Source organism: Paraburkholderia caledonica, assembly GCF_000383275.1.
Classification (GTDB): Bacteria; Pseudomonadota; Gammaproteobacteria; order Burkholderiales; family Burkholderiaceae; genus Paraburkholderia; species Paraburkholderia caledonica.
The window spans coordinates 78,826-93,828 of the sequence record NZ_KB911047.1 but is presented as its reverse complement, the minus strand read 5'-3'; the positions used below and the strand labels follow the sequence as shown (position 1 = coordinate 93,828).

Below are 15,003 nucleotides of genomic sequence, written 5' to 3'. Positions count from 1 at the left end.
TTGGGCGTTTGGGCGTTTGGGCGTTTGGGCGTTTGGGCGTTTGGGCGTTTGGGCGTTTGGGCGTTGGGCGCATGCGGCGCGTTCCGCCGCATCGGACACGTTTCTCCGCGCTCTCGCGCCTTCATCGTGCTCGACGCTCCGCTGGGCGTCCGGGATCGCAAGCGTTCCAGCGCCTCACACTGCCGCGGTAGTCGTTTTTCACACCCTTCGCGCCGTCCACTCATTAGTGCTGCCGGCCCGCCGCCTCTTTTGCTCATCTGCAGGCCCACATGTCATCTTCGTTCGATTCCGCCCGCGTCGCCGTCATCGGCGGCGGACCCGCTGGCCTGATGGCCGCCGAGGCGCTTTCCCTGCAAGGCGTACAGGTCGACGTCCATGACGCGATGCCCTCGGTGGGCCGCAAATTCCTGATGGCCGGCAAAGGCGGCATGAACATCACGCATTCGGAGCCGCTCGAGCCGTTTCTCGATCGCTACGGCACGCGCCGCGAATGGATTGCGCCGCTGTTGCAGACGTTCGGACCCGAAGCGTTGCGCGCCTGGCTGCGAGAGTTGGGGGTCGAGACGTTCGTCGGCAGTTCGGGACGCGTCTTTCCGACCGACATGAAAGCGGCGCCCATGCTGCGCGCCTGGCTGCATCGATTGAAGGATGCGGGCGTGCGCTTCCACATGCGGCAAAAATGGATTGGCTGGCAGATCGGGGATGAGACCGCCGCCGACGCGTCCGCGACGGCGCACTCCGCGCATACCCTTGTATTCGGCACGCCCGACGGCGAGCAGGCCGTGACCTACGACGTCGTCGTGTTGGCACTTGGCGGCGCAAGTTGGCCTCGCCTCGGATCGGATGCCGCCTGGGTTCCGTTGCTCACCTCCCGCGACGCGCCCGTGCGTCCACTGCAACCCGCGAACTGCGGCTTCGACGCGGACTGGAGCCCTTACCTGCGCGAGCGTTTCGCGGGTCAGCCGGTGAAGTCGATCGCCATTTCACTCACCGATGTAGACGGAAAAGTCCACAATCGACAAGGTGAAATACTTTTGACGGAAACGGGCCTCGAAGGGAGCTTGATCTATGCGCTTTCCACCGCGATTCGCGAGCGAATTCGTGCTGACGGCGAGCTCACCATTACCCTGGATCTGGCGCCCGGCTTGCCTTTGGAGCGCGTGATAGCAGAAGTCACGAGACCGCGCGGCTCGCGATCGATATCGAGCCATCTGCAGGGAAGAGTTGGGATTAGCGGTGTCAAACTGGCGTTACTGCACGAGATACTGCCGAAAGACGTGTTCGCGGATGCCCCACGTCTCGCGCACGCTATCAAGGCGCTCCCGGTGAAACTTCTGCGCGCCCGGCCGATTGCAGAAGCGATCAGCAGCGCCGGGGGCATTCCGTTCGAGGCGCTGGACCATCAGCTGATGATCCAGCACTTGCCCGGTGTTTTCTGCGCCGGCGAAATGTTGGATTGGGAAGCGCCGACAGGCGGCTATCTGCTGACTGCATGCTTTGCGAGCGGTCTCGTCGCTGGCCGCGGTGCCGCGGCGTTCGTAGGGGCGCGCGGCGCGGCGCAGTAAAGTGGGCGCCGTGTCAGAACCCAAACTCGCTTCAGGAACGCGCCTTCAGCCGCCACAGCGACGTAACTTCGGCGACCCGCGCTGCATGCAACGGGTCCGTCTCGTCGGTAGATTTGGGATGCCTCGGACGAATATCCTCGCGCCCGATCACAATTAAGCCGGCCTCGTCGATCGCGGCAAGCAACCACTCGCGCGTGCGCAAACCCAGATGCTCCGCGAAGTCCGACAAAATGAGCCAGCCTTCGCCGCCCGGCGACAAATGCTCGGCCAGGCCGTTGAGAAAGCCCAGCAGCATTCGGCTTTCCGGATCGTAGACCGCGTATTCGATCGGCGATGCGGGCCGCGCCGGCACCCAAGGCGGGTTGCAAACAACCAGCGGCGCGCGTCCTTCAGGGAACAGGTCGGCTTGAACGACCTCGACCTGCTGTTCGTAGCCGAGGCGCGCAATGTTCTCCCGCGCGCAAGCGAGCGCGCGTGGGTCCTGGTCGGTGGCAACGATCTTCTTCACGCCGCGCTTTGCCAGCAACGCCGACAGCACGCCGGTGCCGGTGCCGATATCGAACGCCTTGTTCAACGAAGGCAACGCAGTCCGCGCAACGAGATCCACGTATTCACCGCGCACCGGCGAAAACACGCCGTAATAAGGATGAATGCGATCGCCGAGCGCGGGAATCTCGACGCCCTTTTTGCGCCACTCATGCGCGCCGATCAGTCCGAGCAGTTCGCGCAACGACACGACTGACGCCTCATCGGTCGGCGGTCCATAGGTTTCGATGCACGCCTGCTGCACGTCGGGCGCGCGGCGCAGCGGAATCACATACGACGCGTCAAGCGGTATCAGAATCATGCCGAGCGTGCGCGCGCGTTGTGACTGCGTCTGACGATGCAGGTTGAAGGCCTCGAGCGGCGTTGCGCCCTGCTTGCGCGGCTTGCGTTCCAGACGTCGCGTCACCGCCTGCAACAGTTGCCGCGCGTTCTGGAAATCCCCGTTCCACAGAAGCGCCGTGCCTTCGCACGCAAGCCGGTAGGCGGAGTCGGCGGTGGTCCGGTCGTCGGCGACGATTACGCGTTTGGGCGGAGGCACCGCCGCTTCGGAGCGCCAACGCGCGGTGCGGGGGCCGTCGGCTTCGGGCCAGGTGATGCTTGCAGGGCTGGTCATGATGAGGTGGGTCGTGTTGCGGGAGCGACGCGGTAAAACGTGGCCAAGTTGGACGGCGCTAAGCGCCGGGGTGCGCGGGCGGCGTGCATGAAGCGCACAGCAGTGCCCGCCCGACCCGAATAGTAACCCCTGCCGCCTCGCCTCACGGCATCGTATTCACCGCGCTACTCGCCACGAATGTAGACGATTTTGTCCACGATCGACAAGGTGAAAGAGATATGGCGATTTTGAGCATCAAAAACGCTCACCGATCGGCGAAAAACGGCGATGGGTCGCGTGCGGGCCCTCCTAGCGGCCGACCAGATGCTCAATCACCGCCAAATAAAAAACGGGGTTTCTGACTGGACAGAAACCCCGTTTCGTACTACTGGTGCCGGCTGCAGGACTCGAACCCGCCACCTCATGATTACAAGTCAAGCGCTCTACCTGATGAGCTAAGCCGGCATGAGGCCGTGATTCTACTTCATTTTACGATCTTGAGGCGAGCCCTACCGCCACCTTTTGAACCGTCGTCGTCGGGCTGGTCGCCCTCCGGCGCCTGATCAGCTTTGGCGGCGCTGTCAGTTGCGGACGCACTTTCGACCGCACGAGGCGCACTGGGCGCAACCGGCGCGGCGGCCGGCTCGACTGTTTCGGCGTCGGCGCCCGAATCCTGCGCTTCGCCTCCGGTCGACTCGACCGGAAAAGCCATGCCCTGCCCGTTTTCGCGCGCGTATATCGCGAGGATATTGGCGACCGGCACTTCGATCTTGTGCGACTTGCCGGAGAACCGCGCGCTGAATTCGACCCACTCGTTGCCCATTTGCAGCTGGCTCGTAGCCTCGAAGCTGATGTTCAACACAATCTCGTTGTCGCGCACGAATTGCCGAGGCACACGCGTCTGATTGTCGACGCGCACTGCGATATGCGGCGTGTAGCCGTTATCCGTGCACCATTCGTACAGCGCTCGCAGCAGGTACGGCTTGGTGGAAATCTCTTGCATCAGCAGTCCTCTTACCGGGCGCGGAGCTGCGCGCGAGAGGCCGCGCGCAGCCCGCAACCCAAAGCCAAACTCAACGACGCATCACCTTTTCCGACGGCGTCAGTGCCTCGATATAAGCCGGACGGCTGAAAATGCGCTCGGCGTACTTCATCAGCGGTGCCGCATTCTTCGACAGTTCAATCCCGTAGTGATCGAGACGCCACAGGAGCGGCGCGATCGCGACGTCGAGCATCGAGAACTCTTCGCCGAGCATGTACTTGTTCTTCAGGAAGATCGGCGCGAGTTGCGTCAGGCGGTCGCGGATGGCGAGGCGCGCTTTCTCGTGATTCTTCTCCGCGGCCTTGCCCTTTTCGTTCTCGAGCGTGCCGACGTGGACGAACAGTTCCTTCTCGAAGTTCAGCAGGAACAGACGGGCACGCGCGCGTTGAACCGGGTCGGCCGGCATCAGTTGCGGATGCGGAAAGCGCTCGTCGATGTATTCGTTGATGATGTTCGATTCGTACAGAATCAGGTCCCGTTCGACGAGAATCGGCACCTGACCATACGGATTCATCACGGCGATGTCTTCCGGCTTGTTAAACAGGTCGACGTCGCGGATCTCGAAGTCCATGCCCTTTTCGAACAACACCAGCCGGCAACGCTGGGAGAACGGGCAAGTTGTGCCGGAATACAGAACCATCATGATTTACGTTTCCTCAAAAAGCTGAAGGGCCAGCGCGCGGAAAAACCGTTCAACAGGTTTTTCCTGGCGCCGGCCCCACGCCGTGTAGCGGCGTGATTATTTGATATGTTTCCAGTACGCGGCGTTCAGTCGCCAGGCGAAAAAGCTCAGAATACCGAGGAACATCAGCACCCACACGCCAAGCTGTTTGCGGGTTTTCTGAGTCGGCTCGGACATCCAGGACAGATACGACACAAGGTCGGCCACAGCAGAATCATAATCTACCGGCGACATCGTCCCCGGAGTGACCTGCTGGAAGCCCACAAATTTGTGCACCGTTTCGCCCGTTTTTTCGTCGACTTCTTCACCGAACTTCGCGGTACGTTGCCCCTGAAGCTGCCACAACACGTGAGGCATGCTCACGTTTTCATACACCAGATTATTCCAGCCAGTCGGCCGCGTATTGTCGCGATAAAAGCTGCGCAGATACGTGTAGAGCCAGTCCTTGCCGCGCGCCCGCGCTTCCACCGACAAATCCGGCGGACTTGCGCCGAACCACGCCTTCGCGTCGTCCGGGCGCATTGCCACGGTCATCGTGTTGCCGACCTTGTCGGTAGTGAACAGCAGGTTCGACTGAATCTCGGCTGGCGCAATGCCGAGATCGGTCAGCCGGTTGTAGCGCACCAGATTCGCGCTGTGGCAATTCAGGCAGTAGTTTACAAACAATTGCGCGCCGTGCTGCAAAGAAGCGAAATTGTCCGCGTTATCCGGGGCGCGGTCGAGATGAACATTCTCGTCCGCATACGCCGGGCCGCTCAGCACCGCGAGCAGTGTCGCGCCGATCAGCGCGCACGTCGAAAGCAGTTTCTTCATCTTCGTGTTCTCCTCGCTCGCCATTAGTGGGACTTGAACCGCACCCGCTCGGGCGGCTGCTTGAACGTGCCAAGCCTCGTCCAGAACGGCATGCCGAGGAAAAACGCGAAGTAGATCAGCGCGCACACCTGCGCAATCAACGTGGCGGCCGGCGACGGCGGTTTAGTGCCGAGGAAGCCCAACGTCAGGAAAGCGAGCACGAAGATCCCGTAAAACACCTTATGGAAGAACGGCCGGTACCGAATCGACTTGACCGGCGAGCGGTCCAGCCACGGCAGGAAAAAGAGCGAAATCACCGCGCCACCCATCACCACCACGCCCCAGAACTTCGACTCGGTGAAGGCCATTGCCAGAATCACGAGTACCGCGAGCACCGGCAAACCCAGTTTCCACTTGCCGCGGGCGCGCACCAGCGCGAGCAGGCCGAGCAACGCGATCACGACCATCAGCACGATCTTGAACGGATCGGTCGTGGCGCGCAGCATCGCGTAAAAGGCCGTGAAATACCACACCGGCGCGATTTCCTGAGGTGTTTGCAGCGGATTCGCGGGGACGAAGTTGTTGGCCTCGAGGAAGTACCCGCCCATTTCCGGCGCGAAGAAAATAATCGCCGCAAAAATCATCAGGAAGATCGACACGCCGAAGAAATCATGCACCGAGTAGTACGGATGGAACGGGATGCCGTCGAGCGGAATGCCGTCCGGGTCTTTCTTCGCCTTGATCTCGATGCCGTCCGGGTTGTTGGAACCGACTTCATGCAGCGCGACAAGGTGCGCGACGACGAGCCCGAGCAACACCAACGGTATCGCGATCACATGGAACGCGAAGAAGCGGTTCAGCGTGACGTCCGACACCACGTAGTCGCCGCGAATCCACAGCGACAGGTCCGGCCCGATGAACGGAATCGCCGAGAACAGGTTCACGATGACCTGCGCGCCCCAGAACGACATCTGGCCCCACGGCAGCAGGTAGCCGAAGAACGCTTCGGCCATCAGGCACAGGAAGATCGCGCAGCCGAAAATCCATACGAGTTCGCGCGGCTTGCGGTACGAACCGTACATGAGGCCGCGGAACATATGCAGATACACGACGACGAAGAACATCGACGCGCCCGTGGAGTGCATGTAGCGGATCAGCCAGCCCCACGGCACTTCGCGCATGATGTACTCGACCGACGCGAACGCGAGCGTCGCGTCGGGCTTGTAGTTCATCGTGAGGAAAATGCCGGTGACGATCTGATTGACCAGCACCAGCAGCGCGAGCGAGCCGAAGAAGTACCAGAAGTTGAAATTCTTCGGTGCGTAGTATTCGGAGACGTGCTTTTTCCAGGTGGACGTTAGGGGGAAGCGCCGGTCGATCCAACCGACCAGCCCGGTCGTCTCTACTTCATGTTCGATCGCCATTACGCTTCTCCTTTCTCGTCCTTGCCGATCACGAGCCCGTTGGCTCCCGTGAACATGTAAGGCGGGATGTCGAGGTTCTGCGGCGCAGGTTTGTTCTTGAAGACGCGGCCGGCCATGTCATAGGTCGAACCGTGGCACGGGCACAGAAAGCCGCCTGGCCAGTCGTCAGGAAGATTGGGCTGCGCGCCCTCCATGAAGCGCGGCGTCGGCGTGCAGCCCAGATGGGTGCACACGGCAACGGCGACAAATATGTTCTTACGGTCGGTGCGTGCACGGAATTCGTTGTTGCAGTACTCCGGCAGCGGCATCGAAAAGACGTTCTTGCTGTGGGGATCGGCTACTTCGTTATCGGCTTTCTGGACATCGGCAAGCATCTTGTCGGTGCGGTTGATGATCCACACCGGCTTGCCGCGCCATGCAACGGTCATCATGTCGCCGGGCTTCAGATTGCTGATGTCCACTTCGACCGGGGCACCTGCTGCCTTGGCCTTTTCAGATGGTGCAAACGAACTAACAAAGGGTACGACAGTGGCAACGCCTCCTATGCCACCTGCTACGGTCGTCGCTATCAGCCAGGTACGGCGGCTGCCGTCGACGCGTTCATCTTCCTTGTCTCGCATCACACGCCCCACTTCTGAGTTGGATTTTTCCTTCACGTCGCTTCTACCGCCGCTAGTTTGCTCGAATGGAGTCGCCATTTACAAGGGCCGATTGCCAAAAACCGTGCGAAGCCCTTGATAGGTAAGGGTTTCTCCGTACGGATCGCAAACTTTTTCGCACCTCCTTTTAAGTGTCCCCTCCGTTATTCGTGCCTTTTGCTTAGCTAATGCCTATTTTCTATTTCAAACGAATCAAACCGGATTAGGGATATCGATAAAGAGGTGTTCGATATCGAACTGCTCGGACAAGTGCTTGCCCACCGCCTGCACCCCGAAGCGCTCCGTCGCATGATGCCCGGCCGCGAGAAACGCGACGCCGCTTTCCGCCGACGTGTGCATGACCGATTCCGATACTTCGCCGGTCAGATAAACGTCGGCACCGGCGTTGATCGCCGCGTCGAACATGCCTTGTGCAGCGCCCGTGCACCACGCGACGCGGCGCAGACTGCGATCCGGATCGCCGAACACGAGCGGCGTGCGGCCAAGCGTCTGTTCGATCTCGGCAGTGAAGTGCGCGAGCGTGATCGGCATTGCGAAAGTGGCGAGCCAGCCGAGGTCGTTCTCACCGAAGCGCGCGTCGCTGATCCAGCCCATCTTCGCGCCTATCTGCGCGTTGTTGCCGAGTTCGGGATGGTCGTCGAGCGGCAAGTGATAAGCGAACATGTTCAGGTCGTTCGCGAGCAGCAGTTTCAGCCGCGCGTATTTTCGGCCGGTGATCTGCGGCGCCTCGTTGCGCCAGAAATAGCCGTGATGGACGAGCACGGCGTCCGCGCCCCAGTCCAGCGCGGCTTCGAGAAACGCCACCGAGGCGGTCACACCCGTTGCGAGCTTGTTGATCTTGCGACGCCCTTCGACTTGCAGGCCATTGGGGCAATAGTCCTTGAAGCGCGCGGTTTCAAGGAGATTGTTCAAGTACAATTCAAGTTCGATCCGATCCATATAAACCTCTAGTCTTCAGATGCTTAGACGCTTTTGGCTGTTCTTTGCCCAAGCGGTGACTGTGCTGTTGGCGCTGATGTTCATCATCGCGACCCTCAAACCGCAGTGGCTCCAGCGTCAAGGGCAATTCGGCAAGCAACTTGCCGAACCGATCGTCGCCTTGCGGGAAGTGGCGCCTGGCATGGGTAGCGGGCCCGCAACTACGTCTTATGCAGACGCCGCTCAAAAGGCCATGCCTGCGGTCGTGAATGTCTTTTCCAGCAAAGATGGCTCGCTGCCGCCCGATCCGCGCGCAAAAGACCCGCTGTTCCGCTACTTCTTCGGCGACAAGAACAATCGCAAGCAGCGCGAGCAACCGGCCGCGAACCTCGGCTCCGGCGTGATAGTGAGTTCGGAAGGTTACATTCTAACGAACCAGCACGTGGTCGACGGCGCCGATCAGATCGAAATCGCGTTGGCCGACGGCCGCACCACGAACGCCAAGGTGATCGGCATCGATCCTGAAACGGATCTGGCCGTGCTGAAGGTCAACATGACCAACCTGCCCACCATCACACTGGGTCGCATGGAACAGACCCGCGTCGGCGACGTCGTGCTCGCGATCGGTAATCCGTTCGGCGTCGGGCAGACCGTCACCATGGGCATTGTCAGCGCGCTTGGTCGCAACCATCTCGGCATCAATACGTTCGAAAACTTCATTCAGACTGACGCGGCGATCAATCCCGGCAATTCGGGCGGCGCACTGGTCGACGTGAACGGCAATCTGCTCGGCATCAACACCGCCATTTATTCGCGCTCCGGCGGTTCGCTCGGCATTGGCTTCGCAATTCCGGTGTCTACGGCCCGCAGCGTGCTGGAGAGCATCATCACCACGGGTTCGGTCACGCGCGGCTGGATCGGCGTCGAGCCGCAAGATGTCACACCGGAGATTGCCGAATCGTTCGGGCTCGAACAGAAGTCTGGCGCGATCGTCGCAGGCGTATTGAAGAACGGTCCGGCCGACCGCGCCGGTATCAAGCCAGGCGACATTCTGATGAGCGTGAACGGTCAGGAAATCACTGACACGACCCGCCTGCTGAATGTGATCGCGCAGATCAAGCCGGGCACGGCCGCGAAGGTGCACCTGGTGCGCAAGAACCGCGAGCTCGATCTCGACGTGACCATCGGCAAGCGCCCGCCGCCGCCGAAACAACCCGTCGAAGACAGCGATCAGCAGGACGACGACGGCGGTTGAGTCTGCCGGTGCAAAAGCCATATGGGCTTGAGGCAGAACGCGGAACACAAAAAAGGGCAGCCCATGACGGACTGCCCTTTTGTTTTAGTCGCGCTGCGTAATTGCTGCCGCGGTATTACCGCAAGATCGACACCGGTCACCGCAAGCCTGTCACCGATCGGCAGAGCCACGGCAACAACCGTGGCCGGTTCACTTCAAGCCGGCGGCGTCGCATCTTCGACAACTGCGGGTTGCTTGCCGACGATCAACCGCGCGGCGATGATCCCCGCCTCATACAGCACGACCAGCGGAATGGCGAGAATAAGCTGGGAGAACACGTCTGGCGGTGTGACCACCGCCGAAATCACGAACGCGCCGACGATCACATACGGCCGGATCTCCTTGAGCTTCTTCAGCGTTACTACGTTCATGCGCACCAGCAGCACGACGACGATCGGTACTTCGAACGTCACGCCAAACGCGATGAACATGGTGAGCACGAAGCTTAGGTAGTTGTCGATATCGGTCGTCATCTCCGCGCCCAATGGCGCGTTGTAATGGGCCATTACGCGGAAGATGGTCGGGAACACCACGAAGTACGCGAACGCCATGCCGCACAAAAAGAGCGTATAGCTGCTGCCGACCAGCGGCCCGACCAGCTTCTTTTCATGCTGATAAAGACCCGGCGCGACAAACGCCCAGATCTGATAAAGCACGATGGGCAGCGCGATCACGAAAGCCACCAGCATGGTCACTTTCATCGGCACGAAGAAGGAGCCGGTGACGTCGGTGACAATCATCTTGCCGTCTTTGGGCAGGTTCTGCATCAGCGGGCGCGCCAGCAGCCGGAAGATATCCGGCGCCCAGTACACCAGGCCGACAAACACCACGATGACGGCAAGGCCCGCGCGGATAATGCGGTCGCGCAATTCAACGAGGTGAGAAATGAAGGTCTCTTCAGCGCCTTCGTCCTGACTTTTCTGGGGGTCGCTCACACCGGCCCTCTGTTAGAGATTGTCGTTCTGGTCATCAGAAAAAACGCGTCGGACGACGCATGCTGGCAGGCGTGTGCCGCGCGACGCGCGCCGCGCCCGACTGCACGCGCGTGCGGCGCGTGGTTGCGCGCTTGTACCAGGTTGGCATTGCGGTTTGCTTGACGCGCCAGTTCTTGCGCTTGGCTGCCCCGGCTGGCGTGCTGCCTTGCCACGGAGTATTGACGGCGTCTTCGACCGCACCGCCGGCAATGCTCGGCGACACCGACGTGCCGCTGTTCCACGCGTCGTTCAGTTCCGTCTCGTGCTTGCGCAGGTTCTCCTGCACGGAGGTCTGGACATTGCTGGCCGCCGTCTCGAACTCGGTTTTCATGCGACGCAATTCGTCGAGTTCGATTTCCCGCGTGACTTCCGACTTGACGTCGTTGATATACCGCTGAGCGCGACCGAACAGCGCGCCGGCCGTGCGGGCGACGCGCGGCAAGCGCTCAGGGCCGAGCACGACTAGCGCGACGACGCCAATCAGCGCCATCTTGGTTAGACCGAGGTCCAGCATGGAGGGAAATGTCCGTCAGTAACGCGGTTGGCCCGCGGCTTAGCGGTAATCGCCCGAACGCGGGGCCTTTTCCTTTGCTTCCACATCGACGGCGCCGTTGCGCGGCAGTTCGCGCTGTTGCGTCTCAGCCGGCGTTTCGCCTTCCTTCATGCCTTCCTTGAAGCCTTTTACAGCGCCACCCAGGTCGCCGCCGATATTGCGCAACTTCTTCGTGCCGAACACGAGTGCCACGATCAGCAACACGATCAACCAATGCCAAATACTCAACGAACCCATGACTACTCTCCTTAACCCCGACGCCGCACGTGATGCGGCAAAAATCGTCTGCCTTGCGGCGTGAATCGAAGCAGATGCGCTTCTTCTACGTTACAGCGGCACAGTGCACATTGTGGCCATGCGATCGCGTCGCCGAAATTACAACGCAGCAAAAACAACGCCGACCCGACGGGCCGCTCGCCCGATCTTCGCGATCAGCCCATGCGCTGCCACGGACGCGGCCCCGCCAGGATGTGCGCATGCAGGTGATAAACCTCTTGCCCACCGCCCGGCCCCGTGTTGATGACCGTGCGGAAGCCCGTTTCACCGCCTGTGTATGCCACGCCCAACTGATCGGCAAGACGCGCCGTCAAAACAAGCATTCTACCAAGCAGCGGCGCATCGCTCTCGGTGCAGTCACTGAGGGTGGCAATGTGCTTGCGCGGGATCACCAGCACATGGGTCTCGGCCGCCGGACGGATGTCGCGGAAGGCGACGAACTCGTCGTCTTCGTGGACTTTGGTCGACGGAATCTCGCCGGCGGCGATCTTGCAAAAGAGACAGTTCGGGTCGTGGCTCATCGTATTCCTAACGCGGTAATGCCAAGCATGACTGGACGCGGTCCGTCGCGGCTCCGCGATCGCCCTTAACGTCGGACGAATTCAGAACCACGAACGCGGATTCGCGAGTGGCTTGTTATCGTACAGATACAGCCACCCTTTGATAATACGGTACAACATCCAGATGCTCACCGCCCACAGCACCGCAACACCGATCACCACGAACAGCAGCAGCCCGCCTATCGCATAGCCCAGCAGGCCGATCCAGAACGTGCGAATTTGCCACTCGAAGTGTGCTTCATACGGCGTGCCCGCCGCGTCGCTGCGCTTCACATAGTTGATGATGATCGCGACGAGGATGGTCAGCCCGCCCGTCAGCCAATGCACTGCATACAGCGCGTACAGCACATGCGTCAGCGTGCGCAGGCTGCGTTCCCGCTCCGGCTCGATCGCGTGGCGATACGCCGGCCGCGGATAACTCTCATGCGACTGTTCCATGCTTGCGTCCTCCCGAGGATGCGTTTGCGATGCGTTCAGTGCAATGTGGGCTCCGGCGCGCGCCACTTCAAGACAGTACGGGAAAACATCGGCGAAGAACGCCGCTCAGTCCCCGTTCTGTTCGCGCTCGCGGCTCTTGCGCAGCGCCTTTTCTTCGATGCCGGACATGCCTTCGCGACGCTCCAGTTCGGCGAGCACGTCCGCTGGGCTCAGATCGTAGTGCGAAAGCATCACGAGGCAGTGAAACCACAAGTCCGCAACCTCGCCGACGAGCGCCTTCGTCGCGCCGCCGTGGCGCGTGTCCTTGGCTGCCAGTACGACTTCGGTGGCCTCTTCGCCGATTTTCTTGAGCACCGCGTCGTCGCCTTTGTGGAACAGGCGCGAGACGTACGACACGTCGGGATCGCCGCCCTTGCGGCTGTCGATGATCGCCGCGAGGCGCATCAGCGTGTCGGTCGTGGACGGTGTAACTTGCGTGGTCTGCGTCATTTGTAGATGTGTTCGGGGTCTTTCAGCACGGGATCGACGGCGATCCAGTCGCCATCTTCGGCCGTGCCTTCGAATTTCTGGAAAAAGCACGAGTGACGGCCGGTGTGGCACGCAATGCCGGACACCTGCTCCACTTTCAGCAGCACGACGTCTTCGTCGCAATCGAGCCGAACTTCATGCACATGCTGTACGTGGCCGGACTCTTCGCCTTTGAACCACAAGCGCTGGCGCGAGCGCGAGAAGTACACCGCGCGGCCCAGTTCGATGGTCTTCGCCAACGCCTCGCGGTTCATCCACGCGAACATGAGCACGTCGTTCGTCGACGCTTCTTGCGCGATGACCGGCACGAGGCCGTTCGCGTCCCATTTGACCTTGTCGAGCCAATTGACTGCCGTTGGATTCACCACGTCACAACCTCACCGAAATGCCTTGCTCGGCCATGAAGCGCTTGGCCTCGCCCACCGTGTGCTCGCCATAGTGGAAGATGCTCGCGGCAAGCACGGCGTCCGCGTGGCCGCTCGTGATGCCGTCGGCGAGATGCTGCAGATTGCCGACGCCGCCCGATGCGATCACCGGAACCGGCACTGCGTCGGACACCGCGCGCGTGAGCGCGAGGTCGAAGCCGCTCTTCGTGCCGTCGCGGTCCATGCTGGTCAGCAGGATTTCGCCCGCGCCGAGTTCGGCCATCTTGCGCGCCCATTCGACCGCTTCGAGGCCTGTGGCCTTGCGTCCGCCGTGCGTGAAGACTTCCCAGCGCGGCGTCTCGCCGTCCGCGGAAACGCGCTTCGCGTCAATCGCGACGACGATGCATTGCGAGCCGTATTTGTCGGTGGCGTCTTTCACGAGCTGCGGATTCGCGACCGCCGACGAGTTCATGCTGATCTTGTCCGCGCCCGCGTTCAGCAGACGCCGCACGTCTTCGACGGCGCGCACGCCGCCGCCGACCGTCAGCGGAATAAAGACCTGCGAGGCGACCGCTTCGATGATCGGCAGGATCAGGTCGCGCTGATCCGAGGTAGCGGTGATATCGAGGAAAGTGAGTTCGTCCGCGCCCTGATCGTCGTAACGCCGCGCGATTTCGACCGGGTCGCCCGCGTCGCGCAATTCGACGAAGTTGACGCCCTTGACCACGCGGCCAGCGGTGACGTCGAGACAGGGAATGATGCGTTTAGCTAGAGCCATGATCTTGCAATTCTGCCAATACCGCTGATGAGGCCGCTCACTTCGGAGTGAAGCGAGCGGCATGGCCCGGCGCGGAAGGCCGCGCCACGCCGGATGTGTTTCGCGCAACCGAGCCTCGAACCGCTACGGGAGCGCGCCGCAGGAACACGCCGCCACGTGCGCTCGGGTGCCGGAAAGGAATCCGGGCGCGAACGCGTCAAACCTGCCCGTCGCGTCGCGACGATACCGACGCCACGATTCAGGCGTCGTCTGATTCGCGCAGCCGGTCCGCCAGTGTCTGCGCAGCCGCAAAGTCGAGGTCGCCCGAGTAGATTGCCCGGCCGCAGATCACGCCTTCGATCCCTTCGTCTTCGACTTCGCACAGCGATTCGATGTCGGTCAGGTTCGACAGCCCGCCGCTCGCGATCACCGGAATCTTCACCGCGCGAGCAAGACGCACGGTCGCTTCGATGTTGATGCCTTGCAGCATGCCGTCGCGGCCGATATCCGTGTAAATAATCGACTCGCAGCCGTAATCCTCGAACTTGCGCGCGAGATCGGCGACTTCGTGGCCCGTCAGCTTGCTCCAGCCGTCGGTCGCGACCTTGCCGTCTTTCGCGTCCAGACCGACGATGATATGGCCGCCGAACGCCGTGCACGCGTCCTGCAAGAAGCCCGGATTCTTCACCGCTGCGGTGCCGATGATCACGTACTCCAGACCGTCGTCGAGATAGCGCTCAATCGTATTCAGGTCGCGGATGCCGCCGCCGAGCTGCACGGGAATCTCGCCGCCCACTTCCTCGATGATCGCGCGAATCGCTTCTTCGTTCCTCGGCTTGCCGGCGAACGCGCCATTCAGGTCGACGAGGTGCAGACGGCGCGCGCCGCGCTCGACCCAATGTCGGGCCATAGCCGCCGGTTCCTCGGAGAATATCGTCGCCTGGTCCATGTCGCCCTGTTTGAGGCGTACACACTGACCGTCTTTCAGGTCGATGGCGGGGATCAGCAGCATAGCAATCGGGTGTTGTGTGGGAAGGG

18 protein-coding genes and 1 tRNA gene are annotated in these 15,003 nt (G+C 61.4%); 2 read left to right on the top strand and 17 right to left on the bottom strand.

Annotated features, from left to right (window positions below; genetic code table 11):
- Window positions 1-269: 269 nt before the first annotated feature.
- Window positions 270-1,565, top strand: a complete 1,296-nt coding sequence (locus H281_RS0129165) for a TIGR03862 family flavoprotein (RefSeq protein ID WP_020070664.1) — start codon at window positions 270-272, stop codon at window positions 1,563-1,565.
- A 31-nt stretch (window positions 1,566-1,596) separates the two neighbouring features.
- On the opposite strand, the gene H281_RS0129160 is transcribed toward H281_RS0129165, so the two are convergent.
- The 8 genes from H281_RS0129160 to H281_RS0129125 all read right to left on the bottom strand — a co-directional run bounded on the left by H281_RS0129160 (window position 1,597) and on the right by H281_RS0129125 (window position 8,241).
- Entirely contained in the window at window positions 1,597-2,724 is a 1,128-nt protein-coding gene (locus H281_RS0129160; RefSeq protein ID WP_020070663.1) for a methyltransferase, read from the bottom strand.
- A 368-nt stretch (window positions 2,725-3,092) separates the two neighbouring features.
- Window positions 3,093-3,168 (bottom strand) — tRNA-Thr (locus H281_RS0129155).
- A 19-nt stretch (window positions 3,169-3,187) separates the two neighbouring features.
- A complete protein-coding gene (locus H281_RS0129150) occupies window positions 3,188-3,706 on the bottom strand; it encodes a ClpXP protease specificity-enhancing factor (protein WP_020070662.1) in 519 nt (172 codons plus the stop codon).
- 70 nt (window positions 3,707-3,776) lie between these two features.
- Window positions 3,777-4,388, bottom strand: coding sequence for a glutathione S-transferase N-terminal domain-containing protein (locus H281_RS0129145; protein ID WP_006052302.1), 612 nt, complete (start codon window positions 4,386-4,388; stop codon window positions 3,777-3,779).
- Window positions 4,389-4,484: 96 nt separating this feature from the next.
- On the bottom strand, window positions 4,485-5,240 hold the full coding sequence (locus tag H281_RS0129140) for a cytochrome c1 (protein WP_027805049.1): 756 nt from the start codon (window positions 5,238-5,240) through the stop codon (window positions 4,485-4,487).
- 23 nt (window positions 5,241-5,263) lie between these two features.
- The gene (locus H281_RS0129135) at window positions 5,264-6,643 is read right to left on the bottom strand and encodes a cytochrome b (RefSeq protein ID WP_020070660.1); all 1,380 of its coding nucleotides are present in this window, start codon (window positions 6,641-6,643) and stop codon (window positions 5,264-5,266) included.
- Window positions 6,643-7,263 carry a ubiquinol-cytochrome c reductase iron-sulfur subunit gene (gene petA, locus H281_RS0129130; protein ID WP_020070659.1) on the bottom strand — a complete coding sequence of 207 codons (621 nt, stop codon included), beginning with the start codon at window positions 7,261-7,263 and terminating at the stop codon, window positions 6,643-6,645. The genes H281_RS0129135 and petA overlap by 1 nt, the downstream gene beginning before the upstream one ends.
- Window positions 7,264-7,494: 231 nt before the next feature.
- Window positions 7,495-8,241, bottom strand: a complete 747-nt coding sequence (locus tag H281_RS0129125; RefSeq protein ID WP_020070658.1) for a Nif3-like dinuclear metal center hexameric protein — start codon at window positions 8,239-8,241, stop codon at window positions 7,495-7,497.
- Window positions 8,242-8,260: 19 nt separating this feature from the next.
- On the opposite strand from H281_RS0129125, the gene H281_RS0129120 reads away from it, so the two are divergent.
- Entirely contained in the window at window positions 8,261-9,475 is a 1,215-nt protein-coding gene (locus tag H281_RS0129120; protein WP_020070657.1) for a Do family serine endopeptidase, read from the top strand.
- A 194-nt stretch (window positions 9,476-9,669) separates the two neighbouring features.
- On the opposite strand, the gene tatC is transcribed toward H281_RS0129120, so the two are convergent.
- The 9 genes from tatC to hisA form a co-directional block, all read right to left on the bottom strand.
- Window positions 9,670-10,449, bottom strand: a complete 780-nt coding sequence (tatC, locus tag H281_RS0129115) for a twin-arginine translocase subunit TatC (RefSeq protein WP_020070656.1) — start codon at window positions 10,447-10,449, stop codon at window positions 9,670-9,672.
- Between the two features lie 34 nt (window positions 10,450-10,483).
- On the bottom strand, window positions 10,484-11,002 hold the full coding sequence (gene tatB, locus H281_RS0129110) for a Sec-independent protein translocase protein TatB (protein WP_020070655.1): 519 nt from the start codon (window positions 11,000-11,002) through the stop codon (window positions 10,484-10,486).
- Between the two features lie 39 nt (window positions 11,003-11,041).
- Entirely contained in the window at window positions 11,042-11,278 is a 237-nt protein-coding gene (gene tatA, locus H281_RS0129105; protein ID WP_020070654.1) for a Sec-independent protein translocase subunit TatA, read from the bottom strand.
- Window positions 11,279-11,472: 194 nt separating this feature from the next.
- A complete protein-coding gene (locus H281_RS0129100; protein WP_020070653.1) occupies window positions 11,473-11,838 on the bottom strand; it encodes a histidine triad nucleotide-binding protein in 366 nt (121 codons plus the stop codon).
- A gap of 81 nt (window positions 11,839-11,919) precedes the next feature.
- The gene (locus H281_RS0129095) at window positions 11,920-12,315 is read right to left on the bottom strand and encodes a DUF4870 family protein (protein WP_020070652.1); all 396 of its coding nucleotides are present in this window, start codon (window positions 12,313-12,315) and stop codon (window positions 11,920-11,922) included.
- Window positions 12,316-12,420: 105 nt separating this feature from the next.
- Window positions 12,421-12,804, bottom strand: coding sequence for a phosphoribosyl-ATP diphosphatase (locus H281_RS0129090; protein ID WP_020070651.1), 384 nt, complete (start codon window positions 12,802-12,804; stop codon window positions 12,421-12,423).
- Window positions 12,801-13,211: a phosphoribosyl-AMP cyclohydrolase gene (hisI, locus tag H281_RS0129085; protein ID WP_020070650.1), complete on the bottom strand. Its 411-nt coding sequence runs from the start codon at window positions 13,209-13,211 to the stop codon at window positions 12,801-12,803. Before hisI ends, H281_RS0129090 begins: the two co-directional genes overlap by 4 nt.
- 1 nt (window position 13,212) lies before the next feature.
- On the bottom strand, window positions 13,213-13,986 hold the full coding sequence (hisF, locus tag H281_RS0129080) for an imidazole glycerol phosphate synthase subunit HisF (protein WP_020070649.1): 774 nt from the start codon (window positions 13,984-13,986) through the stop codon (window positions 13,213-13,215).
- Between the two features lie 238 nt (window positions 13,987-14,224).
- Complete coding sequence (gene hisA / locus H281_RS0129075) at window positions 14,225-14,977, bottom strand: 1-(5-phosphoribosyl)-5-[(5-phosphoribosylamino)methylideneamino]imidazole-4-carboxamide isomerase (protein WP_020070648.1); 753 nt, start codon at window positions 14,975-14,977, stop codon at window positions 14,225-14,227.
- Between the last annotated feature and the right edge of the window lie 26 nt (window positions 14,978-15,003).

What these genes read in the sequence shown, in the direction of transcription:
- H281_RS0129165 (WP_020070664.1), top strand. Translation starts at nt 270, where the DNA reads ATGTCATCTTCGTTCGATTCCGCCCGCGTCGCCGTCATCGGCGGCGGA.
- H281_RS0129160 (WP_020070663.1), bottom strand. Translation starts at nt 2,724, where the DNA reads ATGACCAGCCCTGCAAGCATCACCTGGCCCGAAGCCGACGGCCCCCGC.
- H281_RS0129150 (WP_020070662.1), bottom strand. Translation starts at nt 3,706, where the DNA reads ATGCAAGAGATTTCCACCAAGCCGTACCTGCTGCGAGCGCTGTACGAA.
- H281_RS0129145 (WP_006052302.1), bottom strand. Translation starts at nt 4,388, where the DNA reads ATGATGGTTCTGTATTCCGGCACAACTTGCCCGTTCTCCCAGCGTTGC.
- H281_RS0129140 (WP_027805049.1), bottom strand. Translation starts at nt 5,240, where the DNA reads ATGAAGAAACTGCTTTCGACGTGCGCGCTGATCGGCGCGACACTGCTC.
- H281_RS0129135 (WP_020070660.1), bottom strand. Translation starts at nt 6,643, where the DNA reads ATGGCGATCGAACATGAAGTAGAGACGACCGGGCTGGTCGGTTGGATC.
- petA (WP_020070659.1), bottom strand. Translation starts at nt 7,263, where the DNA reads ATGCGAGACAAGGAAGATGAACGCGTCGACGGCAGCCGCCGTACCTGG.
- H281_RS0129125 (WP_020070658.1), bottom strand. Translation starts at nt 8,241, where the DNA reads ATGGATCGGATCGAACTTGAATTGTACTTGAACAATCTCCTTGAAACC.
- H281_RS0129120 (WP_020070657.1), top strand. Translation starts at nt 8,261, where the DNA reads ATGCTTAGACGCTTTTGGCTGTTCTTTGCCCAAGCGGTGACTGTGCTG.
- tatB (WP_020070655.1), bottom strand. Translation starts at nt 11,002, where the DNA reads ATGCTGGACCTCGGTCTAACCAAGATGGCGCTGATTGGCGTCGTCGCG.
- tatA (WP_020070654.1), bottom strand. Translation starts at nt 11,278, where the DNA reads ATGGGTTCGTTGAGTATTTGGCATTGGTTGATCGTGTTGCTGATCGTG.
- H281_RS0129100 (WP_020070653.1), bottom strand. Translation starts at nt 11,838, where the DNA reads ATGAGCCACGACCCGAACTGTCTCTTTTGCAAGATCGCCGCCGGCGAG.
- H281_RS0129095 (WP_020070652.1), bottom strand. Translation starts at nt 12,315, where the DNA reads ATGGAACAGTCGCATGAGAGTTATCCGCGGCCGGCGTATCGCCACGCG.
- H281_RS0129090 (WP_020070651.1), bottom strand. Translation starts at nt 12,804, where the DNA reads ATGACGCAGACCACGCAAGTTACACCGTCCACGACCGACACGCTGATG.
- hisF (WP_020070649.1), bottom strand. Translation starts at nt 13,986, where the DNA reads ATGGCTCTAGCTAAACGCATCATTCCCTGTCTCGACGTCACCGCTGGC.
- hisA (WP_020070648.1), bottom strand. Translation starts at nt 14,977, where the DNA reads ATGCTGCTGATCCCCGCCATCGACCTGAAAGACGGTCAGTGTGTACGC.